Genomic DNA, 25,948 nt, shown 5'->3' on the forward strand with positions numbered 1-25,948 from the left:
AGGCCGGTCAGGGCGTGACGGCGAGCTCGATGTACGCGGCGAGGATCACCAGATGGACGCCGCCCTGCAGCGGCGTGGCACGGCCCGGAACGATGGTGAGCGTCGCGACCACCATGGTCAGCGCGAGCAGCACCATGTGCGTGGCGCCGAGCCCGAGGACGAGCGGCCCGGTCAGCCAGATCGAGGCGATGGCGACGGCCGGCACCGTGAGGCCGATACTGGCCATGGACGAGCCGAGCGCGAGGTTGAGGCTGGTCTGCACCCGGTCCCTGCGCGCCGCCCGGAGCGCCGCGATGGTCTCGGGCAGCAGCACGAGCAGCGCGATGATCACGCCGACGACCGCCTGCGGCATGCCGGCCGCCTCCACGCCCCGCTCGATCGTCTTCGAGACGCCCTTGGTGAGTCCGACGACGGCGACCAGGGCGAGCGCGAGAAGGCCGAGGCTGAACAGGGCGGTCCTGGTGTTCGGCACGTCCGCGTGGTCGTCGGCGTCGATCACCTCGCCGTGCTTGGTGATCGGCAGGAAGTAGTCGCGGTGGCGCACGGTCTGCGTCGCGACGAAGAGCCCGTACAGGACAAGCGCGGAGACGGCCGAGAAGACCAGCTGGGAGGTGGAGAACTCGGGGCCGAGCTTGCTGGTGGTGAAGGTCGGCAGGACCAGGCAGAGCGTCGCGAGCGTGGCCACGGTGGCGAGCGCTCCCCCGGTGCCCTCGGACTGGAAGATCGCCACGCGGTGCCGCAGCGCGGCAGCGAGCAGGCTGACACCGACGATGCCGTTGCAGGTGATCATGACGGCGGCGAACACGGTGTCGCGGGCGAGCGTGGAACTCTTGGCCCCGCCGTCGGCCATCAAGGTGACGATCAGCGCGACCTCGATGATCGTCACGGCCACGGCGAGCACCAGCGAACCGAAGGGTTCACCGACCCGGTGGGCGACGACTTCCGCGTGGTGCACGGCCGCGAGTACGGAGGCCGCGAGGACCACCGCGACGACGGCGACCACGGCACCCGGCAGCCCGCGCCCCCAGGTGAACGCGAGCAGCACGATCGCGATCAGTGGCACCACCACGGTCCACTGCGTACTCAGCGCCCGCACTCTGGTGATCATTCATCGATGGTGCCCGTGACCGGGTGGGGTCGCGACTTCACGCGCGCGTACGTCACTTGAGTTCGCGCACGTCCTTGAGGTCGAAGTTGGTGAAGGCCGGCGGACGGGTGCACAGGGCCGAGAGCTGCCGGTTGAGTTCGGCCACCTCGGGGTGTTCGTTGCTGCGCATCGCGTCCTCGTAGGACTCGAACTCGATGACCGCGAGATAGCGGCCCGTGGTGTCCCGGTCCTTGAGCATCATCCGGTGCGTGGGGCCGCCCTCAGTGCCCTGCATCCGCTGCTCGAAGGCCTCGAGCAGCTCCCGCATCTCGCCGAATCGCTGGGACTCGAAGTCGATGATCTGGATGAACTTCATGGGGTCCTCCCCCGTCGTGCCCTCACGCCCCCGCGGGACGCGCTCAGGGCACAAAGAAGCACCGGGAGGGGCCCGCGGCAATCGGCCGCGCGCCACTCCCGGTGCTGGTAATTCCTACGCCCGACGCCGTCAGGCCTCGATGCTGTCCTTCTGAGCCGCTTCGGCCGCGTCCTTCTCGGCCTGCTTCTTCGAGGCGAGGAGGCTGGTGATCGTCGTGATGATCAGGACGCCGCAGATGACGGAGAGGGAGACCGGGATGGAGATCTCCGGTACGTGCACTCCGGACTCGTGCAGCGCGTGCAGGACCAGCTTCACGCCGATGAAGGCGAGGATCACCGACAGGCCGTAGCTGAGGTGCACCAGCTTCTTGAGCAGGCCGCCGATGAGGAAGTACAGCTGGCGCAGACCCATCAGCGCGAACGCGTTCGCCGTGAAGACGACGTACGGGTCCTGGGTCAAGCCGAAGATCGCCGGGATCGAGTCCATGGCGAACAGCACGTCGGTCATGCCGATGGCGAGCATGACGACCAAAAGCGGCGTCATGACCTTCTTGCCGTGCTGCTGGATGAACAGCTTGGTGCCGTGGTACTGGTCCGCGACGCCGAACTTCTTTTCGATCGACTTAAGGACGCGGTTCTCCTCGAACTCCTCGTCCTCCTCGTCGGTCATGGCCTCCTTGATGAGCTTCCACGCGGTGTAGATGAGGAACGCGCCGAAGATGTAGAAGACCCACGAGAAGTTGGCGATGACCGCGGCGCCCGCCGCGATGAAGATCGCCCGCAGCACGAGCGCGATGAGCACACCGAAGAGCAGCACGCGCTGCTGCAGCTGGGTGGGGACCGAGAACTTCGCCATGATCAGGATGAAGACGAAGAGGTTGTCCACACTGAGCGACTTCTCGGTGATGAAGCCCGCGAAGAACTCGCCGCCGGCCTGGCCGCTGCCCCAGAGCACGAGGCCCACGCCGAACAGCGCGGCGAGCACGATCCAGACGACCGTCCAGATGCCCGCTTCCTTGATCGATACGTCGTGGGGCTTTCGCCCGATGAAGAAGTCGACCGCTACCAGGGCACACAGACCGAGAACGGTCAGCACCCACACAGTCATTGATACGTCCACTACTGCGCCTCCGGCGTCGTACGGCTACTGATCAGCGTCGTCGCTGCCGGAGGTCTCTTCCACCCGAGCGCCTGAGCGCGGCCCGAGCCGGCGCCCCGGGATCGAAGGCTTTCGGGCCTGTCGTCCGTATTGACGGGAACGCCGCGTTGGAGTACTCCCCTCCGCGTCAAGGAGCGTACTCGAAACACCCATGAAAGGTAAAGGTAAAGGTAAAATAGTAACCAAGTCCGCAGGTCAGAGGCCCCTCCTCCGAGGGGCTTTCGTCACTGCTACAGGCTGGGCCGGATCGCGGGCATCAGGTCCTGGAACGTGCGCCCGTTGGTCGCCGCGCCCAGGGCCGTCATCTGCCAGCCGGCGCCGGCACGGTGCACCTTCGCCATGATCTGCGCCGTATACTTCCCGCCGCCGTCGAGCGTGTAGCGGGCGAGCTCCTGACCGTTCGTCTCGTCGACCAGGCGGCAGAACGCGTTCTGCACCTCCTGGAAGGTCTGTCCCGTGAAGGAGTTGACCGTGAAGACGATCTGGTCGACATGGGCCGGGACGTTCTGCAGGTCGACGACGATCGACTCGTCGTCGCCGCCCTGTCCCGCGCCGCCGACCAGGTTGTCCCCGGTGTGCCGCACCGAGCCGTCGTCGCTGACGAGGTGGCGGAAGAAGACCACGTCGACGGGCTTCTTGTCGGCGAAGAGGACCGCCGACGCGTCGAGGTCGATCTCCCGCGTGCGGGTGCCGAACAGGCCGCGCCGAGGGGCCGCCTGCCAGCCGAGTCCCATCCGTACGGACGTGAGGGTGCCCCCGCCCTGCTTCTCCAGGCTGATGGCCTGGCCCTTGGTCAAGTCGATGCCCACGCGTTGTCCCCTCTCGAACCGTCCCCTGTTGCCGCGCCATGTGCGCGGTTGGCCCAAACTCTAGAGGGCGGTACTGACAACGCCGCCACCGCGGACGGGGGTTGTGGCGGTCCTGCGACACGCCCTCACCACCCCGCCCCACGGGGCAGGTCAGGCGATGCCTGCCTCCTTCATCTGGCGCAGTTCCTTCTTCATCTCCGACACCTCGTCGCGCAGCCGCGCCGCGACCTCGAACTGGAGATCCCCGGCGGCGGCCCGCATCCGCTCGGTCAGCTCCTCGATCTCCTGGGACAGCTCGGCCGCGGGACGGTCGGTGGGAACCGTCTCGTCCGCCTTGCCGCGCTTCTTCTTGGCCGGCGCCTTGTCCGCCTTGCCACCCGAGGGGACGGGGGCCTTGGCACCCTTTCCGTCCTTGCCGCCCTTGCGGTACCCGGTGCCGAGCAGCGCCTCCGTGTCGACGTCCTCGCGCGCGATGGACGCTACGATGTCGTTGATCTTCTTGCGGAGGGGCTGGGGGTCGATCCCGTTCGCCTCGTTGTACGCGACCTGCTTCTCCCGGCGGCGGTTGGTCTCGTCAATGGCCTTCGCCATCGCCGGAGTGATCCTGTCGGCGTACATGTGGACCTGCCCCGAGACGTTTCGCGCCGCGCGGCCGATGGTCTGGATCAGCGACGTGCCGGAGCGCAGGAAGCCCTCCTTGTCGGCGTCCAGGATCGCCACCAGGGAGACCTCGGGGAGGTCGAGCCCCTCTCGCAGCAGGTTGATGCCGACCAGCACGTCGAACTCGCCCGCGCGCAGCTCGCGCAGCAGCTCGACGCGGCGCAGCGTGTCGACGTCGCTGTGCAGGTAGCGCACCTGGATGCCGAGCTCGATGAAGTAGTCCGTGAGGTCCTCGGCCATCTTCTTGGTGAGCGTGGTGACCAGGACGCGCTCGTCCTTCTCCGTGCGCGTACGGATCTCGTGCACCAGGTCGTCGATCTGGCCCTCGGTGGGCTTCACGACGACTTCGGGGTCGATGAGACCGGTGGGGCGAATGATCTGCTCGACGTGGCCGTCCCCGCGCGCGAGCTCGTAATTGCCGGGGGTCGCCGACAGATAGACGGTCTGGCCGATGCGCTCCTGGAACTCCTCCCACTTCAGGGGGCGGTTGTCGAGCGCGGACGGCAGGCGGAAGCCGTGGTCCACGAGGGTGCGCTTGCGGGAGGCGTCGCCCTCGTACATGGCGCCGATCTGCGGCACGGTGACGTGCGACTCGTCGATCACCAGCAGGAAGTCGTCCGGGAAGTAGTCGAGCAGCGTGTTCGGCGGGGAGCCGGGCTCACGGCCGTCGAAGTGCATCGAGTAGTTCTCCACACCGGAGCAGGAGCCGATCTGGCGGAGCATCTCGAGGTCGTACGTGGTCCGCATGCGAAGGCGCTGGGCCTCGAGCATCTTGCCCTGCTTCTCGAGCTCGGCGAGGCGCCCCTCCAGCTCCTTCTCGATGTCGTTGGACGCGCGCTCCAGGCGCTCGGGGCCTGCCACGTAGTGGGTCGCCGGGAAGATGTACAGCGAGTCGTCCTCGCTGATGACCTCGCCGGTGAGGGGGTGGAGGGTGGAGAGCGACTCGATCTCGTCGCCGAACATCTCGATGCGGACCGCGAGCTCCTCGTAGACGGGGAAGATCTCGATGGTGTCGCCGCGCACCCGGAAGGTGCCGCGCTGGAACGCCACGTCGTTGCGCGTGTACTGGATGTCCACGAAGCGGCGCAGCATGTCGTCCCGGTCGATCTCGTCCCCGACCTTCAGGGGGACCATGCGGTCCACGTACTCCTGCGGAGTACCGAGACCGTAGATACAGGAGACGGAGGCGACCACGACGACGTCCCTGCGGGTCAGCAGCGAGTTCGTCGCGGAGTGGCGCAGGCGCTCCACCTCCTCGTTGACCGAGGAGTCCTTCTCGATGTACGTGTCCGACTGCGGAACGTACGCCTCGGGTTGGTAGTAGTCGTAGTACGAGACGAAGTACTCCACCGCATTGTTCGGCAGCAGTTCGCGGAACTCGTTGGCCAGCTGGGCGGCAAGCGTCTTGTTCGGCGCCATCACGAGCGTGGGGCGCTGGAGCTTCTCGATCATCCACGCTGTGGTGGCGGACTTGCCGGTGCCGGTCGCGCCGAGCAGGACGACGTCCTTCTCGCCTCCCGTCACGCGCTTCTCCAGCTCGGCGATGGCCGCGGGCTGGTCACCGCTGGGCTGGTACGGACTGACGACCTCGAAAGGTGCCACCGTGCGTTCGATCTTGGATACGGGCCGCATGGAATCCACCGTACGACCCACCACTGACAACCGGGCCCGAACCACCGTCGGGCCCGGCCTTCAGCGGCTCCGGGTCACCAGTCCTGCGGTGTGCGCGAAGCCGGTCGGCGCAGGGGGCGGCGCAGCCGCCGGACGGTCGGCACGGGGGTCCCGAGCCGGTCCTGTGCCGCTCGGCTGTCACGCCAGTCGGGGCGGCCCGTGACCAGCATCGGGTCGAACACGACGACCACTCCGGCCAGCAGCAGGAAGCTCAGCGGGCCGATCAGCATGGGCCCGAGGATGGTGCCGACCGAGTCCCCTCCGAGGGCACCGGCGGTATCGGTGTGCGCGTGGACGCTGACCCCCGCCATCGCCATGTAGTGCATGCCCGAGACGGCGAGCCCCATGACCAGGCTCGCGCCGATGCTCCACAGAATGCCCCGTACCTGTACGGCTGCCCACAGGGCGACGGTCGCCGCCGCCATGGCGATGACCGCGGAGGCGACCACGGTGAACATGCTGTAACTGATCGTCCCGTGAAGACGCATTCCGGCCATTCCGAGGTAGTGCATGGACGCCACTCCGAGGCCCGTGATGGTGCCCCCGGTGAACAGAGCGGTACCGGTCGCACCCTTGTAGCCGACGATGAAGACGCCGATGCCGACCATGAGGATGGCCACACCGAGACTCGCGAACGTCGTCAGCGGGTCGTAGCGGATCGGCATGTCCTCCACGCTGAAGCCCATCATCGCGATGAAGTGCATGGTCCAGATCCCGGAGCCGATCGCCGCGGAGCCCAGCGCGAGCCATCCCACCCGCCAGGTATGGGCGACGAGCAGGGATCTGGTGGTGCAGCGCAGTCCCAGGGCGCCGCCGAGGCAGGCCATGAGATATGCCACCACCGGGGTGACGAGCCCGTAACTGAAGCCGTCGACCGAACCCTGCATGCGCGGCAGCCCTTCCGCCTGGTTTTCCGTGAGATGTGCAGCTCGTCCCTTCGCGCGCGGCGGCCGGAGCGACCGCGGTGAGGCAGAAATTAAAGCGCACAAGGGAACGTCCGAACGATTTTCCGGCAAAGAAGCCGGACCCCCGACACGGGGGTCGACCGCAGTTGAGTGACTCCATTCAACTCGTGACCATCCTGCGCCTACTTTTCGTTCGCTCTCAGCTGTCAATCTCGTACAGTCCGTGATCCCACGACGTATGAGGAGCACACGTGTACGCACGCGCAGCAGCCGCTATGACCTCAGTGGCGGGCTCCGTCGTCATCGGTGTCCTGGTCCTGCCCACCACCGCACAAGCCGCCCCCTCACACAACAGAACCGCGGTCGTCGCCCACCGCGGTGCCTCCGCGTACGCACCCGAGAACACCCTGGCAGCCATCGACAGGGCGCACGTCCTGGGGTTCACCTGGGTCGAGAACGATGTGCAGCGCACCAAGGACGGCGCCCTGGTCGTCCTGCACGACACCACGCTGGCCCGCACCACCAACGTCGAGCAGGTCTATCCCGACCGCTCCCCGTGGAACGTGGCGGACTTCACCTCCGGCGAGATCGCCAAGCTGGACGCGGGCAGCTGGAAGGGCGCCGAGTACACGGGCGCCCGGATCCCGACGCTCCACGAGTACCTGCGGCGCGTCGACCGCAACCACCAGAAGCTGCTCATGGAGATCAAGTCGCCCGAGCTGTACCCGGGCATCGAAAGCCAGATCCTGCGCCAGCTGCGCAAGGACGGCTGGCTGGGCCCCTCGGACGTCAAGCACCGGCTGATCATCCAGAGCTTCAACGCGGACAGCATCCGGACCGTGCATGCGCGGCGCCCGGACATCAAGACGGGCTTCCTCGGCACACCCGCCGTGTCCGAGCTGCCCACCTACGCGAAGTTCGCCGACCAGATCAATCCCTCGCACACGACGATCTCGGCGGACTACGTCAAGGCGGTGCACGCGCTCAAGGGCCCGCACGGCAAGCCGCTCGAGACCTACTCGTGGACCGTCAACGACGCGCAGACCGCTCAGCAGGTGGCCGGCTTCGGCGTCGACGGGATCATCAGCAACGCTCCTGACGTGGTGCGGGCGGCCCTCGGCGGCTGACCCGCCCGGCGTTGTCAGTGCCCGGCCGTACCGTGGTCGGCATGAACGCCACTGGAGCAAACGAGACCGGTTCCGCCGCGCCGCGGCAGGCCGTGTGGGCCGTCGTGCGCAGCGATATCGGCCCACTGCTGCTGGCCGCGACGGACACCGGTCTGGTGAACGTGGTCTTCCACGCCACCGACCCGGTGCGGGACAAGGCACTCGACGGGCTCGGCTCCCGGCTCGGGGCCGAGCCCGTCGAGGCGCCCGGATCGCCCCTGCTCGCCGAGGCGATACGGCAGTTCACGGAGTACTTCGCCGGGCGTCGGCGCGAGTTCGAGGTGCCGCTCGACTGGTCACTGATCACCGGGTTCAACCGGGAGGTGCTGCGCGAGCTGTTCGCCGGGGTGCCGTTCGGGGCGGTCGTCGGGTACGGGGATCTGGCACATCGGGTCGGGCAACCGGGAGCCGCGCAGGCCGTGGGCCTGGCGATGGGGGCGAATCCGCTGCCGGTCGTGGTGCCGTGCCACCGGGTCGTTGAGCGCGACGGCGGGATCGGCGGCTTCGGGGGCGGACTGGAGACGAAGCGGAAGTTGCTCGCGCTGGAAGGGGTGTTGCCCGAGCCGTTGTTCTGAGACGGTCCTGGGGCGGGGCGGATGCGTGGAGTCCGCAGGGGAGATCGGGGCGGGGGTGTGCGTTGAGCACGGGTGAGGAGCAACTGCAGCGACCGGAGGACGGGCCCCCGGAGGACGGGCGCGCCGACTCGGTCGGGCGGACCGCGGACGTCGAGCCGGGGACGCCGGGGACGGAGGCGCTGCAGCGACGGACGCAGCGGGTGCTTGTCGCGTCGCAGATACTGGGCGGGCTCGGGACCGCGACCGGGATCGCGCTGGCCGCCGTGCTCGCCAAGAAGGTCAGCGGGGACGAGGCGCTCTCCGGCCTCGCGTCCACGGCGAGCGTCGCGGGGACCGCGGTGCTCTCGGTGCCGTTGGCCGCGCTGATGAACGCGCGTGGCCGGCGGGCCGGCCTCGTACTGGCCTATCTGATCGGCACGGTGGGGGCCGTGGTCACGGTCGTCGCCGCGGTGATCGGCACGTTCCCGCTGCTGCTCATCGGGCTGATGGGCTTCGGCGCGGCGTCCTCCGCCAACCTCCAGGCCCGGTACGCGGCCGCCGACCTGGCAGCACCCGATCGGCGGGCCCGCGCCATCTCGACGGTCGTGTGGGCCACCACTATCGGCGCCGTCCTCGGGCCGAACATCGCGGCGCCCGCGGGCCGCAGCGTCTCCGGGCTCGGCATACCGGCGGAGGCGGGGCCGTTCGTGTGGGCGGCCGGAGTGTTCCTGATATCGGCGGTCGTGGTGCACGTGACGCTGCGCCCCGACCCGCTGTTGACCGCGCGGTCCCTGGCTCCCGCCGAGGACCGGTCGCCCGCCGCGCGCTCCATCCGGGCGGGGTTCGCGGCCGTGTCCGCCTCCCCGCGCGCCCGGCTCGCGCTGGTGACGGTGGCGGTGTCGCACACGGCGATGGTGTCCGTCATGTCGATGACACCGGTGGACCTCGAACACCACGGCGCGGGCATCGAGTTGATCGGGCTCGTGATCAGCGGGCACATCGCCGGCATGTACGCGTTCTCGCCGGTGATGGGACGTCTCGCCGACAAGTTCGGAAGGCTCACGGTGATCGGTCTCTCGGTGGGGCTGCTCGCATGCGCGGCGCTGCTCGCCGGGACCGCGGGCGGGAACCACGGGCAGAGCGCGGCGGCGCTGTTCCTCCTCGGGCTCGGCTGGTCGGCCGGGCTCGTCGCGGGCTCAGCGCTGCTCACCGACTCCGTGCCGCAGGCCGCGCGGGCCGCCGCGCAGGGCCTCTCCGACCTGACGATGAGCCTGGCGGCGGGTATCGGCGGAGCGGCGGCGGGCCTCGTGATGGCGACGGCGAGCTACGCGTGGCTGAACCTGGCCGCGGCGTGCCTGCTGCTCCCGCTCGGGGCGCTGGCACTGTTCACGCGGCGCGCCCAACACCCGTAGCGGGAGCGGCTGTTCGTACGCAGCTCAGCACAGGGTGATGTGGTACGCCTTGCGCAGGGTCTCGTGCACGGTCCACGTCGTGCGGTCGCCCTCGCGCAGCACGGCGGCCGTGCCCGGTCCGAGTTCCAGCGTGTCGCCGCCCTCGACCGTGACGGTGGCGCGGCCGCTGACGACCACGAACAGCTCGTTCGCCTCGGTGTCGGTGACCACACCGGGCGTGATCTGCCAGATGCCGCGCACCTGCTTGCCGTCGGCCGACTCCCACAGCACCTTGCCGGTCACTTCGGGGGCGCCGGAGACGATCTGTGCGGGGTCGAGGGGCTCGGGTTCGAGGTCCACGTCCGGGACGCGGACGGCGAAGGAGCCCAGGGCGGTTGCGGGTCGATCGTTCGTGGTCATGGCCAGTCACGGTAGATGACCTGCGCCTCTCCTCTCACTGGACGGCCTGTGCCGTACGGGCCCCGCCGACTGGACGGCTCGTCGAGGCTTCAACAACTCTGCCCGGAAGACTCCTCAGAACGCCGTTTCGGTAGCAGACTCCGCTGTGCGCACAGCCGGAGCATCCCGCAGAGCGAGTCACGGAGCCGAAGGGACGGCGATCAGGCATGAGCGGAAACAGGGCAGTCGCATATCTCAAGCCGGGCACGGTGGAGGTCAGGACCATCGAGCACCCGACGCTGGAGCTGAAGGACGGGCCCGGAGTGGCCCCGCAGAACGTGGGCAGGACCTGTCGGCACGGTGTGATCCTCAAGGTGCTCGCCACCAACATCTGCGGCAGCGACCAGCACATGGTGCGCGGCCGCACCACGGCACCCGAGGGCCTCGTCCTGGGCCACGAGATCACCGGTGAGATCGTGGAGAAGGGCCCGGACGTCGAGTTCCTGGACGTCGGGGACATCGTCTCCGTGCCGTTCAACATCGCCTGCGGGCGCTGCCGCAACTGCAAGGAGCGCAAGACCGGCATCTGCCTGAACGTCAACCCGGCGCGGCCCGGGGCGGCTTACGGCTATGTCGACATGGGCGGCTGGGTCGGCGGCCAGGCCGAGTACGCGATGATCCCCTACGCGGACTTCAACGCGCTGCGCTTCCCCGACGCCGACCAGGCGCGCGAGAAGCTCCTCGACCTGACCATGCTCTCCGACATCTTCCCGACCGGCTTCCACGGCGCGGTGACGGCGGGCACGCAGGTCGGCTCGACGGTGTACGTGGCCGGGGCCGGGCCCGTCGGGCTCGCGGCGGCGGCATCGGCGCATCTGCTGGGCGCGGCCGTGGTGATCGTCGGAGACATGAACGCCGAACGGCTCGCGCAGGCAAGGAGTTTCGGCTGCGAGACGGTCGACCTCACGCGCGGCACCGTGGAGGAGCAGGTCGCCGAGATCCTCGGAGTCCCCGAGGTGGACGCGGCCGTGGACGCGGTCGGCTTCGAGGCCCGCGCGCACGGACCGGACGCACCCGAGGCGCCGGCCACCGTCCTCAACTCCCTGATGGGGCTCACGACGGCCGGTGGCGCGCTCGGCATCCCCGGCCTGTACGTCACCGATGACCCGGGCGGCGTCGACCAGGACGCGCGCACCGGAACGCTGAAGGTGCGGCTCGGTCTGGGCTGGGCGAAGAGCCACACGTTGACGACCGGCCAGTGCCCGGTGATGAAGTACCACCGGGGCCTGATGATGGCGATCCTGCACGGGCGTGTGCACATCGCGAAGGCCGTCAACGCGACCGTGATCGGCATTGAGGACGCGCCACGCGGCTACGCGGAGTTCGACCAGGGCGCGAGCCGCAAGTACGTCCTCGACCCGCACGGTGCGTTGAACGGCGCCCGAGCGGTCTGAGGGATGGTGGCTCCACGCGTGCGTGGAGCCACCATCCGGTCGGCTGGGGCAAATCAAGCCCCTGCGGCGATTGAGCAGCGGGGTCCGGGGCGGAGCCCCGAGCCCCGCCCCGGGCGAACCTACTTCCGCCCCCACGCCGAGATCAGCGGCGCCGTCGCCAGGTCCATGGTTCCGTCGGCCACATTCGCCAAGTGCTGGTCGATCTCGTCGTCCGTCGCCAGCCCCGCCGTCACGAGCTGCGACCGGATCTGCCCGACCGTCGCCGTCTCCAGCGCCGTACAGGCCGGCGAAGCCAGCGGAAAGTACGCGTCCGCCTCGACCTGGCCCAGGCCCGCCGCACGCAGCAGTCCGGGCAGCTTGCGGCCGTACGAGAGGTCGGCGCCGCGCTCCGCGAGCAGGGAACGGAAGCCGTGCCGCAGCCGGTTGGCCAGCTGCTGCGCGGGACCCGCCTCGTCCGGGCAGAGCAGGGGCTGGAGCGCGGGGTCGGCGTCCTCGATGACCAGCCGGCCGCCGGGGCGCAGCGCACGGATCATCGACGCCAACGCCCGCTCCCGGTCCGGGACATGGACCAGGACGAGCCGCGCGTGCACCAGGTCGAAGCTCTCCGCGGGCGGCTCGTCGACGCCGATGTCGTGGCGCCGCACCTCGACGGGCGTGCGGGGCGTCGCGGTCTGCCAGGACGTGTCGATGTCGGTGGCGAGGACCCGGCCGGTCGGGCCGACCTTCCGCGCGAGCCACGAGACCACCGACGTGCCCCCGGCCCCGACCTCCCAGCAGCGCCAGCCGGAACCGATGCCGAGACGCTCGATGTGCCGGAACGTCGTGGGGTCGAAGAGGACCGAGAAGGCGTCGAAGCGCCGCCCCGCCTCGGGCTGCTGGTTGTCGAGGAGGTACGCGTGGTCGCCTGATCGCATCATGAACCGATCATCCCAGCCCAATCGTTGGATACGGGACATTGCACAGCGGAGCGGAGCCTTCCGTTCCCCCAGGGGTGGACGCGCTGTCGGTGGCCGCTGGCAGACTGGCCACCAAGTCATCTTCGCGACGGAGAGCGGAGGGAAATCGGGAGGGGCCGAGCATGTCGATGGCGGGCAATCTGCGGAAGGTCGGCGGTCTGCGCAGGGTGGGCGGCCTGCGCAGAGTCGCACGGCTCGCGCGGCGCACGCCCAAGGTCGACCTGAGCCACCCGGCGCGCTCCCCGCTGGGCTCCGCGGTGGTGAACTGCGTGACCTATCGGGAGGGCGTGCGCGAGTCGGGCGGCAGCGATCTCGTCGAGTCGGTCCGCGCGGTGCGCAAGGCGGCGGACGGGTTCGTCTGGCTGGGGCTGCACGAGCCGTCGGAGCTGGAGTTCGCGGGCATCGCCGAGCTGTTCGACCTGCACCCCTTGGCCGTCGAGGACGCGGTGCACGCGCACCAGCGGCCCAAGGTGGAGCGGTACGGACAGACGCTCTTCGCGGTGCTGAAGACGGTCTGCTACGTCGACCACGCGGAGCTCACCGCGACCAGTGAGGTGGTGGACACCGGCGAGATCATGGTGTTCCTCGGCCAGGACTTCGTGATCACGGTGCGGCACGGCCGGCACGGCTCGCTCGGTCCCGTGCGCGAGCGCATCGAGGCGGACACGGAGCAGTTGGCCAAGGGCCCGGCGGCGGTGCTGCACGCGATCGCGGACAGCGTCGTCGACGACTATCTGACGGTGATCGACGAGGTCCAGGCGGACATCGACGAGGTCGAGGCGGACGTCTTCGCGCCGAACGGCGCGAAGGCCGACCCCGGCCGGATCTATCAACTCAAGCGTGAGCTGCTCGAGTTGAAGCGGGCCGTGGTGCCGCTGTCCCGGCCGATACAGGAGCTTTCGGGGCGCCCCTTTCCCGCCGTGCCGCCCGAGATACAGGCGTACTTCCGCGACGTCTCGGACCACTTGCTGCGGGCGGCGGAGCAGATAGCGGCCTTCGACGAACTGCTCAACTCGATCCTGCAGGCCCATCTGGCGCAGGTGACGGTCGCGCAGAACGAGGACATGCGCAAGATCACCGCGTGGGCCGCCATCGTGGCCGTGCCGACGATGGGCTGCGGCGTCTACGGCATGAACTTCGAGAACATGCCGGAGCTGCACTGGCGGTTCGGCTACCCGCTGATGATGTCCGTGATAGCGGTGATCTGTTTCGTGGTGTACCGGGGGTTCAAGCGCAACGGCTGGCTGTGAGCCGCGGGGTCGCGCGGGGCGGAGCGGTCACCCGCTCCACGCCGGGTGCCGCGGGTCGTCCGCGCGGATGACGACGTCGGCGCTCGCCGCGGGGCCGGTCTCGGAGGCGTAGCGCTCGAAGGCCGGGAGCGTCCACTGCTCGGACTCGGGGGTGCGACGCCGCAGCGCGCCCTGCGACAGGCTCACGTGCACGGTCAGGTCGAAGGGGAACCAGTGGTGCAGCAGCAGCGGGCCGTGCATCAGCAGCACGCCACCGGGAGGGAGTTGGACGTAGCCGCTGCGGGTCGCCCGGTCCGTGACTGGGTCCCACAGGTCGGGCAGGACGCGGCCCGTGCCGTCCGGTTCGAGCGGTCCGAACACCTCCCGCCACAGGGCACCCGTGTCGAACCAGCCGCTGTAGTACGCCTCGACGTCCCGGTGCCCGTACTCGAACCGGAGTGAGGCCGGGCGCAGAAAGCCCTCGGTGCCGACCGTGAGCGAAGACCGGCCGCGGGTGCGCAGGGCCTCGGAGACGAGCGCCGCGAGTTCGCCGGTGCGGGCGGCCGGCGCTCCGTCGAGGGCGACCTTCGGCCACGGGCCGCCGTCCGCCGGCTTCAGGTCGAGCAGCCGCTCGGCGAGGGCCTCGCCGAGCCGTTCCCAGGTGATCGCTTCGAGTCGCACGCACTCCATGATGCAGGGCACCCCGGGGCGGGCATCACGCCCGTATGACCAGAGCCACCCCGCCTCGGTCCGGAGCCGCCACATCTTGGGCCGGAGCCACCCCGCCTCGGACCGCAGCCGCCCCACCGCCGACCGGATCCGCCCCACCGCCGACGGGATCCGCCTCACCGCCTGCCGAAGCCGCCCCACGCAGCCCGCTCAGCCCGCTCGTCTTTCAGCCGGTCAAGCGCAAGTGGTGCGGCGCCTGTCGCCGGGGGCCGCTCGGGCTCCTGACGCTGGAGGGTGGGCAGCCCCGCTGTCTGGGCTGCGCCGACCTGGGGCACCTCGTGTTCCTGGCGCGCGGGGACACGGCACTGACCCGTAGGGCACGCGAGGAGAGCGCGCTCTCGGCCGTCGTCGTGCGCTTCCACCGGAGGCGCGGGCGGTACGAGCGGCAGGGCGTGCTCGTCGAGGAGTCGGCGCTCGCGCGGGCCGAGGCGCGCTGCCTGGCGGACGCGGAGGCGCGGGCCCGGCGGCGGGTGCGGGACGCGGCGCGGCGGGCGGCGCAGGACGAGGTGTTCGTGGCGGAGTTCGCGGCGCGGATCCGGCGGCTGTTTCCCGGTTGCCCCGAGGCCCGGGCGGCGGCGATCGCCGGGCATGCCGGGGCGCGCGGGAGCGGGCGGGTGGGCCGGAGCGCGGCGGGGCGGGCGTTGTCCGAGGGTGCGGTCACGGCCGCGGTGCGGGCTGCCGTGCGCCATGTGGACACGCCCTACGACCGCTTCCTGATGGAGGGCGTACCCCGGAGGGAGGCGCGGGCACGGGTGGCCGAGGCCGTGGCGGCGGTCCTGGACGAGTGGCAGGGGCCGGCTCCCACCCCCTCCGCCACGGCCACCACACTCATCACACCCACCGCATCCGACGCACTTCACTGAATCGCCACAACCGGCACCGTTCGCTCAACGTAATCGAGAAATCACTGTCCACAACCGACAAACTGCGGCATGATCCGTCTTGATGGGGGGCTCATGATCGAAGGTCCGTATTTCGTGCTGGTCGTGCTGGGGGCGGTCTGGTGCGGGGTGAGCGCGGGGGTGTTCGTCGCGTTCTCCACGTTCGTGATGCGCGGACTGGGCGCGCTGCCCGCCGCGCAGGGGATCGCCGCGATGAACGCCGTCAACGTCGCCGCTCTCGCACCGCCGTTCATGGTCGTCTTCCTCGGCGCGGCGGTGCTGTGCGCGGTGATCGCGGTGGTGACGTTCGTGCTCTGGCCCGACGCGGGCACCGTCGAGCTGCTGCTCGGCTGCGCGCTGTACCTGGCGGGCTCCTTCGGCGTCACGGTCCTGGCGAACGTGCCGCGCAACGCGGCGCTCGCGGGGCTCTCCGGCGACGAGGAGTCCGAGAAAAGCGCCGCGCAGTGGCGGACGTATCTCGTCGAGTGGGGGCGGTGGAACCACGTGAGGGCCGCGACGGGAGCCGCCGCCTCGCTGCTGTTCGTCCTTGCCCTGACGTGAGCCGGGGCGGCCCGCGCCCACCCGACGTATCGTGACAAAAAGAGCCAGAGCCAGCAGTCACGGCGTAGGGAGACGGCCATGGCCGACCCCAAGGGCTTCCTCACCACGTCCCGGCAGGAGGCGCCGCGCCGCCCGGTCGGCGAGCGGGTCCGCGACTGGGACGAGGTGTACGTCCCCGGCGGCCTGCTGCCGATCATCGAAGCGCAGGCCGACCGCTGCATGGACTGCGGGATCCCGTTCTGCCACGAGGCGTGCCCACTGGGGAACCTGATCCCCGAGTGGAACGACCTGGTCTCGCGGGACGACTGGCGGGCGGCGAGCGAGCGCCTGCACGCCACGAACAACTTCCCGGAGTTCACCGGCCGGCTGTGCCCGGCCCCCTGCGAGGCGGGCTGCGTCCTCGCCATCAACCAGCCGGCCGTCACCATCAAGAACGTAGAGGTCGCCATCGCCGACCGGGCCTGGGACGAGGGTCTCGTGACCGCGCAGCCGCCCGATCGGCACAGCGGCCTGACCGTCGCCGTCGTCGGCTCGGGCCCCGCCGGGCTCGCGGCCGCGCAACAGCTGACGCGGGCCGGGCACACGGTCGCCGTGTACGAGCGGGACGAGCGGCCGGGCGGGCTGCTGCGCTACGGGATCCCCGCGTTCAAGATGGAGAAGCGCCAACTGGACCGCCGCCTCGACCAGTTGACCAAGGAAGGCGTGCGGTTCCGTACGTCGACGGAGATCGGCCGGGAGCTGGCAGCGGCAGACCTGCGCGCGCGTCACGACGCCGTGGTGATCGCCACGGGAGCCACACAATGGCGCGAACTGGACGTCCCCGGCCGGGAGTTGACCGGCGTCGAGCAGGCGATGGAGTACCTGCCGTGGGCCAACCGCACCTACGACAACGAGAACAAGAACGAGACGAGCACACCCCTCAACACGCCACCGGAGACGCAAGCGTCACCGCTCACCGCCACCGGCAAGCACGTCGTCATCGTCGGCGGCGGTGACACCGGCGCCGACTGCCTGGGCACGGCGGTGCGCGAACAGGCCGCGTCCGTCACACAGTTGGACATCTACGACAGGCCGGGCGAGGCGCGCGACGAGGACGCCGAGCCCTGGCCGACGTACCCGAAGCTGTACCGGCTCTCCGCCGCGCACGAGGAGGCCGGTGAGCTGCGCACCGCCCCGGCGGCCGACGCGGACGCCCGGCTCTTCGCCGCCTCCACGCTGCACTTCACGGGGGATGCCGCGGGGCATGTGCGTGCGCTGCACCTCGTGGAGGTGGACGCGGCGCGCCGGCCACTGCCGGGCACGGGGCGGACACTGCCCGCCGACCTCGTGCTGCTCGCGCTCGGTTTCCACGGGCCGGAGCGTCAACCCGGCGGCCTCATCGACCAGTTGGGCCTCGGCGTCGACGAGCGGGGCCGTCTCGCGCGGGACCCCGCCTTCTCGACGGGCGTGCCCGGCGTGTTCGTCGCGGGCGACGCGGGGCGCGGCGCTTCGCTCGTGGTGTGGGCGATCGCCGAGGGAAGGGCGGCGGCCGCCGCGGTCGACCGCTGGCTCACGGGGCACACGCGACTGCCGGAGCCGATCGGTGCGCACGACCGCCCGATGACCGTCTGAACGGCCGGGACCGCCCGCCCGAAATCGAACGATCCGCGGCGCGTCACGACGACAGAAAACGTCACGACGGCAGAAAGCGTCACGACAGCAGAAAGTCCGCGGCCCCCGTCTTCGCTCCTTCGATGAACGCGGTGATCTCACCGATGGTGTAGATCAGCGCGGGCCCGTCCGGATCCGACGACTGACGTACGGCGACGCGCCCGTCGGCCAGCTTCATGGCTTCGAGGCAGTTGCCTCCGTTGCCGCCACTCCACGGCTTGTGCCAGCCTTCGCTGCCGAGCTCGCGCGCGGGCATGCCGTTGTAGATCGGCTCGCCGTCGACGCCTCGTATTCGGTCCTTGATCGAGTCCATTCACAGCTCCTTGCGGAGATCGCGGAGGATCTCCTTTGTGCGTTGCGCCGTCGCGGCATGCGCCGCCATGCGGTCCATGACTTCGAGGTGGGTGGCCACTTCGGGGCGCGCGTCGAGGTAGACCGCGCCTGTCAGGTACTCGCTGTAGACCATGTCCGGCAGTTCTGACATGGCAAATCGGAACAGGACGAAGGGGCCGTACGTGCCCGGGTGCGGGCCCGCGGCGAACTCCGCGACCTGAAGCGTCACGTTCGGCAGCTCCATCGCTTCGAGCAGCCGGTCGATCTGGGCGCGCATCACGTCCACGCCACCGACCGGGCGGCGCAGGGCGGTCTCGTCCATCACGACCCAGAGGCGGGGGGCGTCCTCGCGGGTGAGCAGGGCCTGGCGCCGCACCCGCAGGGCGACGTGCCGTTCGACGACGTCCGGGTCCTCGGCGAGCGTCCGCCCTATCGCGCCGGAATCCAGCACCCCGCGCGCGTAGTCCTCGGTCTGCAGCAGGCCGGGCACGAAGTGCGGGTCGTACGACCTGATGAGCTGGGCCGCGCCCTCCAGACTCACGTACATGGAGAACCAGCCGGGGAGGATGTCGTGGTACCGCTGCCACCAGCCCGGCTTGTTCGCCTCCTCCGCGAGGTGCACGAAGGACGTGGTCTCTTCGTCCGCGACGCCGTAGGCCTTCAGGAGCAGCTGGACGTACGGGATCCGCAGTGAGACCTCGGCGGTTTCCATGCGGCGGATCGTCGCGGCGGTCACGCGGAGTACTTTCGCGGCCTCCTCGCGCTTGAGCCCGGCGCCCTCGCGAAGGTCCTGCAGCCGGCGGCCGAGAACGACCTGGCCGACCGTCGGCGCGGACCGAGGTTCGCTCACGCCCCCTACCTCCCAGTAGTTCCAATGTCTGAATCCCGCCACTTTCCATCGCGGGAAAAGGTCCGAAAGACGTCCCTCACCGGCCGTTTCCCAGCGATTCGACCCCAATGGGGGCCGTGTGGCGCACTGCTGCGAGCAGTCTGCCATGCCCGCTCCACACGGCATACGCCACTCTGCACTTTTCAGAGTGGCTCTTGCCAAGTGTTCATGGCGGGGAGATAGTGGCAAGCGTGACTCCGTCTGCGCCTTTAGGAACAGAAGTCGGCGAAACTACGTTCGGTGACCGTTCGGGTACCCCGATAGGGGCTCACCCGTCGGCGACCCGTCGCAGCAGTTTCGAACTGGCTCCCCACCCGGGCTCCGCCGCTCAGGCCCGGCGCGTGACGCGTACCCACCTCAGTGCGTGGGGCGCGTGCGAGGACACCTGTGACGCGGCGGCCCTCGTCGTGTCCGAACTGGTCACGAACGCGATCGTGCACACCGCGAGCCGGCGCATCCACTGCGAGCTCCGCGAGCTGCGCGACGACTCGGGCGACCGGCTGCGCATAGCGGTCAGGGACGAGGGCTGCATCCCCGGTGACGCCCTCGCGGGCCGCGTCGCGCCCGAGGAGGAGCACGGCAGAGGACTCCTCCTCGTGGCCGCGGTCGCCACGGCGTGGGGCGCCCAGGAGACCGGCCCCGGCCTCCTCGTCTGGGCCGAACTGCCCCGCGACGAACTGGACCCGCGGGCGCCGGGCCCCGTCCCCGGCGCATCGGACGGCGCCGGATGGGCCTGGTGAACGCCCGCCCCTGCCGGACGGCGGGCGGAGGAACGACGAACGTGCGAAACGGGATCGGATGGGCGTGGTGACAACGGGCAAGCGGACGATGCACTTGAACTCGCTGGCCGGACTGGCCCTCAGGCGCCGCCCCCGGCGTCCGGAGCACACGGACGCCGCGCGTGCGGGTCACACACCGCCCGTGCGGCTCAGCGTGCCCGCGGGCATGACCGCACCACTGGGGTGCGACGCCGTCGCGGTACCCGAGGAGTTCGGCCGGGCGATGGCCAAGCGCCTGCCGCGGATGGGCTGTGTGTACGCGGACGGGGCGCACTGGTGGTGGCTCGTGCCGTCGGACTCCGACGTGTCCCTGGAGTGGCCCGCGCCCGCGTGCTACACGGCGGGCGCGCTGGTGCTCGACGCGCCGCGGGCGCCCGCCCTGGTGCACTGTCCGGAGGGTTCGGTGCCGTACACGCCGCCGATTCCGCTGTACCTCGCGCTGTGCCGGGTCACGGGGACCACGCCGGTGTGGTCACGGTCGGTCGGCGCCTCGTAGTTCCTGTTTCCTCTACGGGAGTCAGCCCACCGGATCGGCGACCGGCTCCCGCACGATCACCAGGAAGGCGTCCGTCGCCAAGTCCATGACGACCTCGACCGGTTGACCCTCCTGTCGGCGACGGTTCGCGTACTCCTCCGCCGGCCAGGAGCCGCGGGGTCCGCCCGCCGGGAATCGCTGCAACACCACTCGTCCGTTGATCATCGCTCGTCCCTGCCCCCGTGATCGTGCCGATGTGCCGCGCCCGGAGCGTCCGGGCACTTCATGAGGGAGAACGTTGGCAGCGGCGGTTCCGGCTCGCAACGTGACGAGAATGACACCGAGTTGATACGAGGTCAGCTCACGTGCGTGGAGCCTCAGTCGACGTACTCGTCGTGATAGCGCACTCGCGCACTGCCCGCGGGCGCCCCGAGAGCCGACGCGCGCCCCTCGGGTTTCTCCCACTCCTCCTGGCGGCCGAGAGCGGTGAGGTCCAGGAGGTTCGTGGTGAACCCGATGTGGTCCATGCCGCGGGCGAACGTCGAGTACGTGTGGAACACCCGCTCCCCCTCGCGCAGGAAGCAGCTGATCGCGGGCTGCTCCTGGAGGACGCCGTCCTCGCCCGTGAACGTGGCGCCGAAGTCCTGGTTGAAATCGCTGAGATGGGACGAGTACCAGGGCGCCGTCCAGCCCATCCGCGCCTTGAACGGCAGGATCCGGGTGAACGGCGCGCGGGACACCGCCGCGAACTCCGTACCGCGGGCCCGCAGATGGGCCAGGTGCCCGATCTGGTCGAGGAATCCGGAGCAGCTGGGGCAGCCCGCGTCCCAGTCGGGCGCGAACATGAAGTGGTAGACGACGAGTTGGGGTCGCCCCTCGAACAGGTCGAGCAGCTCCGACTTTCCGTCCGGACCCTCGAAGACGTACGACTTGTCGATCTCGACCATGGGCAGCCCGCGCCGCCGTGCGTTCAGCGCGTCCCGCGCGCGGGTCGCCGCCTTCTCCAGGGCGAGCAGTTCCTCGCGCGCGGTGCGCCACTCCTCGCGCGTGACCACCTTCGGCAGCCCCATGGTTCCTCCTCCGGTCGTGTATCTCGTGAGGGGTGACCGGAGGGCCGTGCGGAACTCATCGCTGCGGCGAAAGTTTTTCTGCCGGGGCCCTGGTTCTCTGGCCGGGCCCTGATTTTCTGCAGGAGTGCTGTCCTCCCGGCGGAGCCGCTGGGACGCTGGCCGCCCCGGCCCGTCCGGGCCGACCAGAGGACGGAGCACGCCATGCTCGTCGGAACCTGGAACCTGGAGAACCTCTACCGCCCCGGCGGCCCCTACGGCCCCCGCGACAAGGCCACGTACGAGGCGAAACTCGCCTCTCTCGCCGCCACCGTGAACCGGCTCCGGCCCACCCTTCTCGGCGTGCAGGAGGTCGGCGACCCGGCGGCGCTCGACGATCTGGTGCAGCTGCTCGACGGCGACTACACGGCGACGCTGTCGCAGTACCCCGACGAGCGCGGGATCCGGGTCGGCTTCCTCGGCGACGTCGGCGTACGGGTGGTCGCGGACACGGCCGCGTTCCCGCAGGCGGTGCGCCCGGTGCAGGTGGACGACGGCGGCAGGGCGGCGGACCGGGCGGGCCGGGGCGTGCTCGCCGTGCACTTCTCGACGCGGGCGACCTGGCTCACGGCCGCCGTCTGCCACCTCAAGTCGAAGCTGCTCGGCTACCCGGGCGGCCGGTTCGTGCCGCGCGACGAGGGTGAGCGGGCGCGCTACGCGGCGTACGCGTTGCAGCGGCGAGCAGCTGAGGCGGCGACCGTACGCGCCCTCGCGGACACCCTCCTCGGGGAGGACGGGCGCCGTGAACGCGTCGCCGTCCTGGGCGACTTCAACGACGAGGTGGCCGCGGCGACCACCCAGATCCTCCAGGGCCCGCCCGGCTCCGAGATCGGCACGCCCGGCTTCGACCACGCCGACAAGGGCGACGCGAAGCGGCTGTGGAACGTGGCGCCGCTGATCCCCGAGGAACAGCGGTACTCGCGCGTGCGGGCGGGCCACCGCGAGCTGATCGACCACGCCTTCGTCTCGCACGAACTGCTCGGCCACGTCGTCCGCGCGGGGACGGGCGTGCCGCACGAGGAGGGCGCCGCGCTCGAACCACTGCCTTCGGTGGGCGCGGATCCGCAGGAGCGGCGAGACGCGCCGGGGTCCGACCACTCGCCCGTGTGGATCGACCTGCGGCCCTGAACCACGCGTGTCAGGCGGCGAGTTCCGCGAGCAGCACGTCGATCCTGCGCGCGTGCTGCTCGGGCACCCGCCCGGTGTCGTCGACCTGCACCGCGCACGCTGTCGTCGCGTCGACGAGCCGCTCCAGTACGACGGTCACCTGCCGCGAACCGTCCGAGTGCCGCGCGAGCACGGGCAGTTCGGCGGCGGCGAGGTCCACGGCGGCCCGCGCCTGCGCGAGCGTCCGGTACGCCTCGCGCCGCAGCGCCCACCGCCCGTGCCGGTCGACCTCCTGTGCTTCCGCTCCCTGCGCGGACTCGCTCAGCACATGCCGTACGTAGGCGTGGGCGGCGTCGTGCGCGACGGCGAGCCGCACCCGCACGCCGCTCCCCCGGTGCCCGCCCGGCAGCGGCAGATGCCCGGCGACCAGCACGATCGCGCAGGCGAGCAGCGTCTCGGTGATCCGGCCCAAGGACGCCTGCGCCTGCCCGCCCACCATCACCAGGGACAGTACGAGGACGGTGACGACGGCGGTCTGAGCGGCGAAGTGCCGGGTGGCGACGGGGATCAGCGCCCCGCAGGCGGCGACGAGCGCGACGAGCCCGAGGGGCTGGGGCAGCACGGCGGCGAGCCCCGCGAAGAGGACGGCGCCCGCGACGGTTCCGGCGGCCCGGCACAGCGCGCGCGAGGCGAGCGGCCCGAGGTCCGGCTTCACGAGAAACACGGCGGTGGCGGGCAGCCAGTACCAGTGCAGCGGGTGCAGGGCCTGAGCGACGGCCGCACTGGCCCCGAAGGACAACCCAACCCGAACCCCGTACTCACGCCCAGCGGGCCCACCCACCCTGCGCAACACACCACGCACGGACGTGCGCCTATCAAGCCCCGCCGGCGATTGAGGCGCGGCCATTTCAAGCCCCGCCGGCGATTGAGGCGCGGGGTCCGGGGCAGAGCCCCGAGGCCGCAACGACGGCACCGCTTCCGATGCCACGGGGCTCCGCCGCTCAACCGTCACAGGCGAATGCGTACCGTTCCGGTCGAACGCCTCAGCCGCCCGCAGCAACGCCTCATCGAGAGCCCGCAGCCCCGCATCGACCCGCGCAGGAGCGGGCAACGCACCGGCCGCCTCCCCGGTCCGCACCGCGGCCGCGAGCCGCCGCGGCCCCTCCCCGGCCCGCGCAGCGACCGGCCGCTCGGCCCAGGCAAGCGCGGTGGCAGCCTCGGCGAGCGGCAGAGCGGCGGAGTACTGGCGACGCAGACGAAGCGACGCCCGCGAGCGGCCACGCCGCAGGGCGTCCTGCGCCTGGTCGAGCGCGGCCGTCAGCGCGACGCGGCGCGCCTGGGCCTCCGGCCCGCCGACAGCGTCGAGCAGCCGGGCCACGGCCTCGTACACGGAGGCGACGGCCGCACGCTCACCGTCGTAGAGGTACCCGAGCCCCTTCGTACGTACGGGAGAGGGCAGCAGCAGCCGCAACAGGATCAGCCACGCGGCGCCCCCGGCGAACAACAGCGCGCGCTGCAACGCGGGTTCCGGCAGCGGCATCCCGGCACCTATGGCGACGGTGACGAGGAACTGGGTCCCGGCGGAGGACGCGACGGGCCCGACGGCACTGAACGCACCACCCACGAGCCCGAGCACGGCGAAGACGCAGGCGATGAGCGCACCGGCCGGCAGCGCACCCCCGACAAAACTGCCGACGGTCATCCCCAGCGCCCCCGCGAGCGCGGGCCCGCCGAGCCGCGAGACGGCGGCGAGCCGCGGCCCCGGCCGGTCGTTGACCCCGGCGAGCAGCGTCCCGAGCGCGAGCAGCACCCCACTGGACGGCTGCCCGGCAGCGATGGCGACGAGCACCAGCGGCCCACCCGCCAGCGCCCCGCGCACCACGGCAGGCCAGGGCACGGGCGCGCGCTGGGCGCGCAGGGCGTGGCTCAGCCAGGGCGGAAGCGAATGGGGGCGGCGCATGACGGTGGGCAGACTCCTGTCGTACGAACACGGAGGGGTGCCGGGCGCCGTTGGCCAGCCTGAACTGGTTTGTCAAGAGTAAGCGGAGTTGTTGGAGGGGAAGAAACATCCAGGTTTCGGCAATGTGACACTTGACCGTGCCCACGACGAGCTCCTCCGACACCGGCTGGCCGGACGCCCCCGGCGACACGGCCCTGACGATCCACGTCCCGGAGGCGGACGCGCTCGTCCGCACCCCGTCGAGGGCCCACATCACCGTCCTCTACCCGTTCCTCCCGCTGGCCCGGATCACGCCGGACACGGAGACCGAACTACGCACCCTGTTCGCGTCAACGCCCCCGCTCCCCCTCACCTTCACCGCGCTGCGCCGCTGGCCGGGCGTCTGCTACCTCCCCCCGACCCCGGACGACACACTCCGCAGCCTGACGAAGTCGGTCCGGTCGCGCTGGCCGGAGGCGGTCCCGTACCGCGGAATCTTCGGCGACGAGGGCCTGGACCCCCACCTGACGCTGGCGAGCGGCGCGGGCACGGACGGCATCCCGGACACGGAGTTCACGTCCGCGCTGCCGCTCCACGCGCGCGTGGAGTCGGTGAAGCTGATCGTGACGGAGGGCGCGGGGACGGGCTGGCGTGACCTCCGCACGTACCCGCTGGGGCTTCCCTCCTACTGAGCCTCGGCGACGGCCCGCGCCATCAACTCCCGCGCCCGCTCGACGAGTTCCTGGAGCGGGATCGAGGGGTCGCTCACCACCCGGTCGATCCCCCGCAACCCGGCCCGCTCCAGCAACCGCTTCTCGTTGGTCACCCACTCCCCGCGCGCGGCGAGCACGGCGTGGGCCGCCTGCATGGCCGCGCCGGCGACCGCCCCCACGACCTCGGTGCGCCCGCCGAGGGGCACGTTGTTCCCCTCCGCGTAGTCCAAGGTGATCGAGGCTCGCCCCCACCACACCTCGGGAGCGGCCTTGCGCAGGGCGGCCGGATACCCGTCGGGCCGGGGCATCTCGCCACGCAGCACGCGATTGACGGCAAGCTCGGCGACGACGAGATACGACGGAATCCCGGCCAGATGAAACATCAACGGCTCGATCCGAAACCGCCCGGCCTCGGCCTCGGCCAGCTCGTGCTCGACGCTGTCGAGATCCCGATAGTGCACATCGACACGCCTCCCGTCGACGGTGAGCCAGGCGCCCCCATTGAAGACGCCACCACCCCAGCCCCCGATCTCGGAGACCTCCCCTTCCCACCCGACGTCCCGCAGGTTCCGGGGCTCGAACAGCCCCTCGCTCCCCCGGTAGTACACGGCGGTGTCCCAGTCGCTCGCGTCGGTGTGCGTCCCTTGCGCCCGCGACCCACCGAGGGTCACGGCGTGCGCCCCGGGCAGGGCGTGGAGCCGTTCGGCGAGGCGGTCGAGGAAGACGTCATCCGCAAACTCAGGCATGCCCTCACGCTACCCGGCGGACACCGCCGGCGAGGCGGCCGACTGGGGCGGCGGCAAGCAGTCGGAGCGGCGACTGGTCGAGCGGTCGGTCGCACCGGGCGGGACCACAGGCACGACGAGTACCACGGGAGGCGGTACTGGATCACGGACGGGAGCGGGACGGTGGGCACGATCGCCGTGGCCACCGCCTTCTCCGTAAACCCACCCCGCTTCCCCCGCCCCCCA

The 25,948-nt window shown here is 70.7% G+C and carries 27 protein-coding genes; 12 read left to right on the top strand and 15 right to left on the bottom strand.

Annotated features, from left to right (window positions below):
• Positions 1 to 7: 7 nt before the first annotated feature.
• From ACWD2L_RS12960 to ACWD2L_RS12985, 6 genes are all read right to left on the bottom strand, one after another.
• Complete coding sequence (locus tag ACWD2L_RS12960) at positions 8 to 1,108, bottom strand: calcium:proton antiporter (RefSeq protein WP_351342656.1); 1,101 nt, start codon at positions 1,106 to 1,108, stop codon at positions 8 to 10.
• A gap of 52 nt (positions 1,109 to 1,160) precedes the next feature.
• Positions 1,161 to 1,463 carry a hypothetical protein gene (locus tag ACWD2L_RS12965; protein WP_351342654.1) on the bottom strand — a complete coding sequence of 101 codons (303 nt, stop codon included), beginning with the start codon at positions 1,461 to 1,463 and terminating at the stop codon, positions 1,161 to 1,163.
• 129 nt (positions 1,464 to 1,592) lie between these two features.
• Positions 1,593 to 2,582, bottom strand: coding sequence for a TerC family protein (locus ACWD2L_RS12970; protein ID WP_351342652.1), 990 nt, complete (start codon positions 2,580 to 2,582; stop codon positions 1,593 to 1,595).
• A gap of 269 nt (positions 2,583 to 2,851) precedes the next feature.
• A complete protein-coding gene (locus ACWD2L_RS12975) occupies positions 2,852 to 3,430 on the bottom strand; it encodes a TerD family protein (protein WP_351342651.1) in 579 nt (192 codons plus the stop codon).
• A 150-nt stretch (positions 3,431 to 3,580) separates the two neighbouring features.
• Positions 3,581 to 5,722 carry an excinuclease ABC subunit UvrB gene (uvrB, locus tag ACWD2L_RS12980; protein WP_351342649.1) on the bottom strand — a complete coding sequence of 714 codons (2,142 nt, stop codon included), beginning with the start codon at positions 5,720 to 5,722 and terminating at the stop codon, positions 3,581 to 3,583.
• A gap of 74 nt (positions 5,723 to 5,796) precedes the next feature.
• Positions 5,797 to 6,648, bottom strand: coding sequence for an MHYT domain-containing protein (locus ACWD2L_RS12985; protein WP_351342648.1), 852 nt, complete (start codon positions 6,646 to 6,648; stop codon positions 5,797 to 5,799).
• A gap of 293 nt (positions 6,649 to 6,941) precedes the next feature.
• Here ACWD2L_RS12985 and ACWD2L_RS12990 point away from each other — a divergent pair, with 293 nt between their 5' ends.
• The 3 genes from ACWD2L_RS12990 to ACWD2L_RS13000 all read left to right on the top strand — a co-directional run bounded on the left by ACWD2L_RS12990 (position 6,942) and on the right by ACWD2L_RS13000 (position 9,798).
• Positions 6,942 to 7,793: a glycerophosphodiester phosphodiesterase gene (locus tag ACWD2L_RS12990; RefSeq protein WP_351342646.1), complete on the top strand. Its 852-nt coding sequence runs from the start codon at positions 6,942 to 6,944 to the stop codon at positions 7,791 to 7,793.
• Positions 7,794 to 7,834: 41 nt separating this feature from the next.
• Positions 7,835 to 8,407, top strand: coding sequence for a methylated-DNA--[protein]-cysteine S-methyltransferase (locus ACWD2L_RS12995; protein WP_351342644.1), 573 nt, complete (start codon positions 7,835 to 7,837; stop codon positions 8,405 to 8,407).
• A gap of 62 nt (positions 8,408 to 8,469) precedes the next feature.
• Positions 8,470 to 9,798, top strand: a complete 1,329-nt coding sequence (locus ACWD2L_RS13000) for an MFS transporter (RefSeq protein ID WP_451189505.1) — start codon at positions 8,470 to 8,472, stop codon at positions 9,796 to 9,798.
• A 24-nt stretch (positions 9,799 to 9,822) separates the two neighbouring features.
• Here the strand turns inward: ACWD2L_RS13000 and ACWD2L_RS13005 are convergent, their stop codons facing one another.
• Positions 9,823 to 10,197, bottom strand: coding sequence for a cupin domain-containing protein (locus ACWD2L_RS13005; protein ID WP_351342642.1), 375 nt, complete (start codon positions 10,195 to 10,197; stop codon positions 9,823 to 9,825).
• Between the two features lie 206 nt (positions 10,198 to 10,403).
• Here ACWD2L_RS13005 and fdhA point away from each other — a divergent pair, with 206 nt between their 5' ends.
• Entirely contained in the window at positions 10,404 to 11,630 is a 1,227-nt protein-coding gene (gene fdhA / locus ACWD2L_RS13010; RefSeq protein ID WP_351342640.1) for a formaldehyde dehydrogenase, glutathione-independent, read from the top strand.
• Positions 11,631 to 11,749: 119 nt separating this feature from the next.
• Here fdhA and ACWD2L_RS13015 read toward each other — a convergent pair whose 3' ends face one another.
• The gene (locus ACWD2L_RS13015; RefSeq protein ID WP_351337207.1) at positions 11,750 to 12,547 is read right to left on the bottom strand and encodes a methyltransferase domain-containing protein; all 798 of its coding nucleotides are present in this window, start codon (positions 12,545 to 12,547) and stop codon (positions 11,750 to 11,752) included.
• A 161-nt stretch (positions 12,548 to 12,708) separates the two neighbouring features.
• Here ACWD2L_RS13015 and ACWD2L_RS13020 point away from each other — a divergent pair, with 161 nt between their 5' ends.
• Positions 12,709 to 13,836, top strand: a complete 1,128-nt coding sequence (locus tag ACWD2L_RS13020; RefSeq protein WP_351337205.1) for a magnesium and cobalt transport protein CorA — start codon at positions 12,709 to 12,711, stop codon at positions 13,834 to 13,836.
• Positions 13,837 to 13,863: 27 nt separating this feature from the next.
• Here the strand turns inward: ACWD2L_RS13020 and ACWD2L_RS13025 are convergent, their stop codons facing one another.
• Positions 13,864 to 14,496 carry a nucleoside/nucleotide kinase family protein gene (locus ACWD2L_RS13025; RefSeq protein ID WP_351337202.1) on the bottom strand — a complete coding sequence of 211 codons (633 nt, stop codon included), beginning with the start codon at positions 14,494 to 14,496 and terminating at the stop codon, positions 13,864 to 13,866.
• A 44-nt stretch (positions 14,497 to 14,540) separates the two neighbouring features.
• Here ACWD2L_RS13025 and ACWD2L_RS13030 point away from each other — a divergent pair, with 44 nt between their 5' ends.
• The 3 genes from ACWD2L_RS13030 (at position 14,541) to ACWD2L_RS13040 (ending at position 17,597) form a co-directional block, all read left to right on the top strand.
• On the top strand, positions 14,541 to 15,407 hold the full coding sequence (locus ACWD2L_RS13030; protein WP_451189509.1) for a DUF2293 domain-containing protein: 867 nt from the start codon (positions 14,541 to 14,543) through the stop codon (positions 15,405 to 15,407).
• A gap of 93 nt (positions 15,408 to 15,500) precedes the next feature.
• Positions 15,501 to 15,986, top strand: coding sequence for an anthrone oxygenase family protein (locus ACWD2L_RS13035; RefSeq protein ID WP_351337200.1), 486 nt, complete (start codon positions 15,501 to 15,503; stop codon positions 15,984 to 15,986).
• A 78-nt stretch (positions 15,987 to 16,064) separates the two neighbouring features.
• The gene (locus tag ACWD2L_RS13040; RefSeq protein ID WP_351337197.1) at positions 16,065 to 17,597 is read left to right on the top strand and encodes a glutamate synthase subunit beta; all 1,533 of its coding nucleotides are present in this window, start codon (positions 16,065 to 16,067) and stop codon (positions 17,595 to 17,597) included.
• A gap of 79 nt (positions 17,598 to 17,676) precedes the next feature.
• On the opposite strand, the gene ACWD2L_RS13045 is transcribed toward ACWD2L_RS13040, so the two are convergent.
• Together ACWD2L_RS13045 and ACWD2L_RS13050 are read right to left on the bottom strand one after the other, a co-directional pair.
• The gene (locus tag ACWD2L_RS13045) at positions 17,677 to 17,949 is read right to left on the bottom strand and encodes a DUF397 domain-containing protein (protein WP_351337194.1); all 273 of its coding nucleotides are present in this window, start codon (positions 17,947 to 17,949) and stop codon (positions 17,677 to 17,679) included.
• Complete coding sequence (locus ACWD2L_RS13050) at positions 17,950 to 18,819, bottom strand: helix-turn-helix domain-containing protein (protein WP_351337192.1); 870 nt, start codon at positions 18,817 to 18,819, stop codon at positions 17,950 to 17,952. It abuts the gene before it with no gap.
• A gap of 341 nt (positions 18,820 to 19,160) precedes the next feature.
• Here ACWD2L_RS13050 and ACWD2L_RS13055 point away from each other — a divergent pair, with 341 nt between their 5' ends.
• Positions 19,161 to 19,598 (top strand): ATP-binding protein, encoded by a 438-nt coding sequence (locus tag ACWD2L_RS13055; protein WP_451189610.1) that lies wholly within the window; start codon positions 19,161 to 19,163, stop codon positions 19,596 to 19,598.
• A gap of 58 nt (positions 19,599 to 19,656) precedes the next feature.
• A complete protein-coding gene (locus tag ACWD2L_RS13060; protein WP_351337188.1) occupies positions 19,657 to 20,133 on the top strand; it encodes a hypothetical protein in 477 nt (158 codons plus the stop codon).
• A gap of 21 nt (positions 20,134 to 20,154) precedes the next feature.
• Here ACWD2L_RS13060 and ACWD2L_RS13065 read toward each other — a convergent pair whose 3' ends face one another.
• Together ACWD2L_RS13065 and ACWD2L_RS13070 are read right to left on the bottom strand one after the other, a co-directional pair.
• Positions 20,155 to 20,337 carry a hypothetical protein gene (locus ACWD2L_RS13065; RefSeq protein ID WP_351337187.1) on the bottom strand — a complete coding sequence of 61 codons (183 nt, stop codon included), beginning with the start codon at positions 20,335 to 20,337 and terminating at the stop codon, positions 20,155 to 20,157.
• A 152-nt stretch (positions 20,338 to 20,489) separates the two neighbouring features.
• Complete coding sequence (locus ACWD2L_RS13070; protein WP_351337184.1) at positions 20,490 to 21,182, bottom strand: DUF899 domain-containing protein; 693 nt, start codon at positions 21,180 to 21,182, stop codon at positions 20,490 to 20,492.
• Positions 21,183 to 21,383: 201 nt separating this feature from the next.
• Here ACWD2L_RS13070 and ACWD2L_RS13075 point away from each other — a divergent pair, with 201 nt between their 5' ends.
• Positions 21,384 to 22,346, top strand: coding sequence for an endonuclease/exonuclease/phosphatase family protein (locus ACWD2L_RS13075; protein WP_351337182.1), 963 nt, complete (start codon positions 21,384 to 21,386; stop codon positions 22,344 to 22,346).
• A gap of 10 nt (positions 22,347 to 22,356) precedes the next feature.
• Here ACWD2L_RS13075 and ACWD2L_RS13080 read toward each other — a convergent pair whose 3' ends face one another.
• The gene (locus ACWD2L_RS13080; RefSeq protein WP_351337180.1) at positions 22,357 to 24,285 is read right to left on the bottom strand and encodes an FUSC family protein; all 1,929 of its coding nucleotides are present in this window, start codon (positions 24,283 to 24,285) and stop codon (positions 22,357 to 22,359) included.
• Positions 24,286 to 24,422: 137 nt separating this feature from the next.
• Here ACWD2L_RS13080 and ACWD2L_RS13085 point away from each other — a divergent pair, with 137 nt between their 5' ends.
• Complete coding sequence (locus ACWD2L_RS13085; RefSeq protein ID WP_351337177.1) at positions 24,423 to 24,956, top strand: 2'-5' RNA ligase family protein; 534 nt, start codon at positions 24,423 to 24,425, stop codon at positions 24,954 to 24,956.
• Here the strand turns inward: ACWD2L_RS13085 and ACWD2L_RS13090 are convergent.
• Positions 24,950 to 25,723 (bottom strand): nucleotidyltransferase domain-containing protein, encoded by a 774-nt coding sequence (locus ACWD2L_RS13090; protein WP_351337174.1) that lies wholly within the window; start codon positions 25,721 to 25,723, stop codon positions 24,950 to 24,952. The genes ACWD2L_RS13085 and ACWD2L_RS13090 overlap by 7 nt on opposite strands.
• Between the last annotated feature and the right edge of the window lie 225 nt (positions 25,724 to 25,948).

This window comes from Streptomyces sp. NPDC002754 (assembly GCF_053592315.1).

Excerpts from the sequence above, each read along its gene's own strand:
- ACWD2L_RS13045 (WP_351337194.1), bottom strand. The coding sequence starts at position 17,949 with ATGGACTCGATCAAGGACCGAATACGAGGCGTCGACGGCGAGCCGATC.
- ACWD2L_RS12995 (WP_351342644.1), top strand. The coding sequence starts at position 7,835 with ATGAACGCCACTGGAGCAAACGAGACCGGTTCCGCCGCGCCGCGGCAG.
- ACWD2L_RS13040 (WP_351337197.1), top strand. The coding sequence starts at position 16,065 with ATGGCCGACCCCAAGGGCTTCCTCACCACGTCCCGGCAGGAGGCGCCG.
- ACWD2L_RS13080 (WP_351337180.1), bottom strand. The coding sequence starts at position 24,285 with ATGCGCCGCCCCCATTCGCTTCCGCCCTGGCTGAGCCACGCCCTGCGC.
- ACWD2L_RS12990 (WP_351342646.1), top strand. The coding sequence starts at position 6,942 with ATGACCTCAGTGGCGGGCTCCGTCGTCATCGGTGTCCTGGTCCTGCCC.
- uvrB (WP_351342649.1), bottom strand. The coding sequence starts at position 5,722 with ATGCGGCCCGTATCCAAGATCGAACGCACGGTGGCACCTTTCGAGGTC.
- fdhA (WP_351342640.1), top strand. The coding sequence starts at position 10,404 with ATGAGCGGAAACAGGGCAGTCGCATATCTCAAGCCGGGCACGGTGGAG.
- ACWD2L_RS13015 (WP_351337207.1), bottom strand. The coding sequence starts at position 12,547 with ATGATGCGATCAGGCGACCACGCGTACCTCCTCGACAACCAGCAGCCC.
- ACWD2L_RS12985 (WP_351342648.1), bottom strand. The coding sequence starts at position 6,648 with ATGCAGGGTTCGGTCGACGGCTTCAGTTACGGGCTCGTCACCCCGGTG.
- ACWD2L_RS13020 (WP_351337205.1), top strand. The coding sequence starts at position 12,709 with ATGTCGATGGCGGGCAATCTGCGGAAGGTCGGCGGTCTGCGCAGGGTG.
- ACWD2L_RS13060 (WP_351337188.1), top strand. The coding sequence starts at position 19,657 with ATGGGCGTGGTGACAACGGGCAAGCGGACGATGCACTTGAACTCGCTG.
- ACWD2L_RS13070 (WP_351337184.1), bottom strand. The coding sequence starts at position 21,182 with ATGGGGCTGCCGAAGGTGGTCACGCGCGAGGAGTGGCGCACCGCGCGC.
- ACWD2L_RS13065 (WP_351337187.1), bottom strand. The coding sequence starts at position 20,337 with ATGATCAACGGACGAGTGGTGTTGCAGCGATTCCCGGCGGGCGGACCC.
- ACWD2L_RS12965 (WP_351342654.1), bottom strand. The coding sequence starts at position 1,463 with ATGAAGTTCATCCAGATCATCGACTTCGAGTCCCAGCGATTCGGCGAG.
- ACWD2L_RS13030 (WP_451189509.1), top strand. The coding sequence starts at position 14,541 with ATGACCAGAGCCACCCCGCCTCGGTCCGGAGCCGCCACATCTTGGGCC.
- ACWD2L_RS13035 (WP_351337200.1), top strand. The coding sequence starts at position 15,501 with ATGATCGAAGGTCCGTATTTCGTGCTGGTCGTGCTGGGGGCGGTCTGG.
- ACWD2L_RS13075 (WP_351337182.1), top strand. The coding sequence starts at position 21,384 with ATGCTCGTCGGAACCTGGAACCTGGAGAACCTCTACCGCCCCGGCGGC.
- ACWD2L_RS13005 (WP_351342642.1), bottom strand. The coding sequence starts at position 10,197 with ATGACCACGAACGATCGACCCGCAACCGCCCTGGGCTCCTTCGCCGTC.
- ACWD2L_RS13090 (WP_351337174.1), bottom strand. The coding sequence starts at position 25,723 with ATGCCTGAGTTTGCGGATGACGTCTTCCTCGACCGCCTCGCCGAACGG.
- ACWD2L_RS12960 (WP_351342656.1), bottom strand. The coding sequence starts at position 1,108 with ATGATCACCAGAGTGCGGGCGCTGAGTACGCAGTGGACCGTGGTGGTG.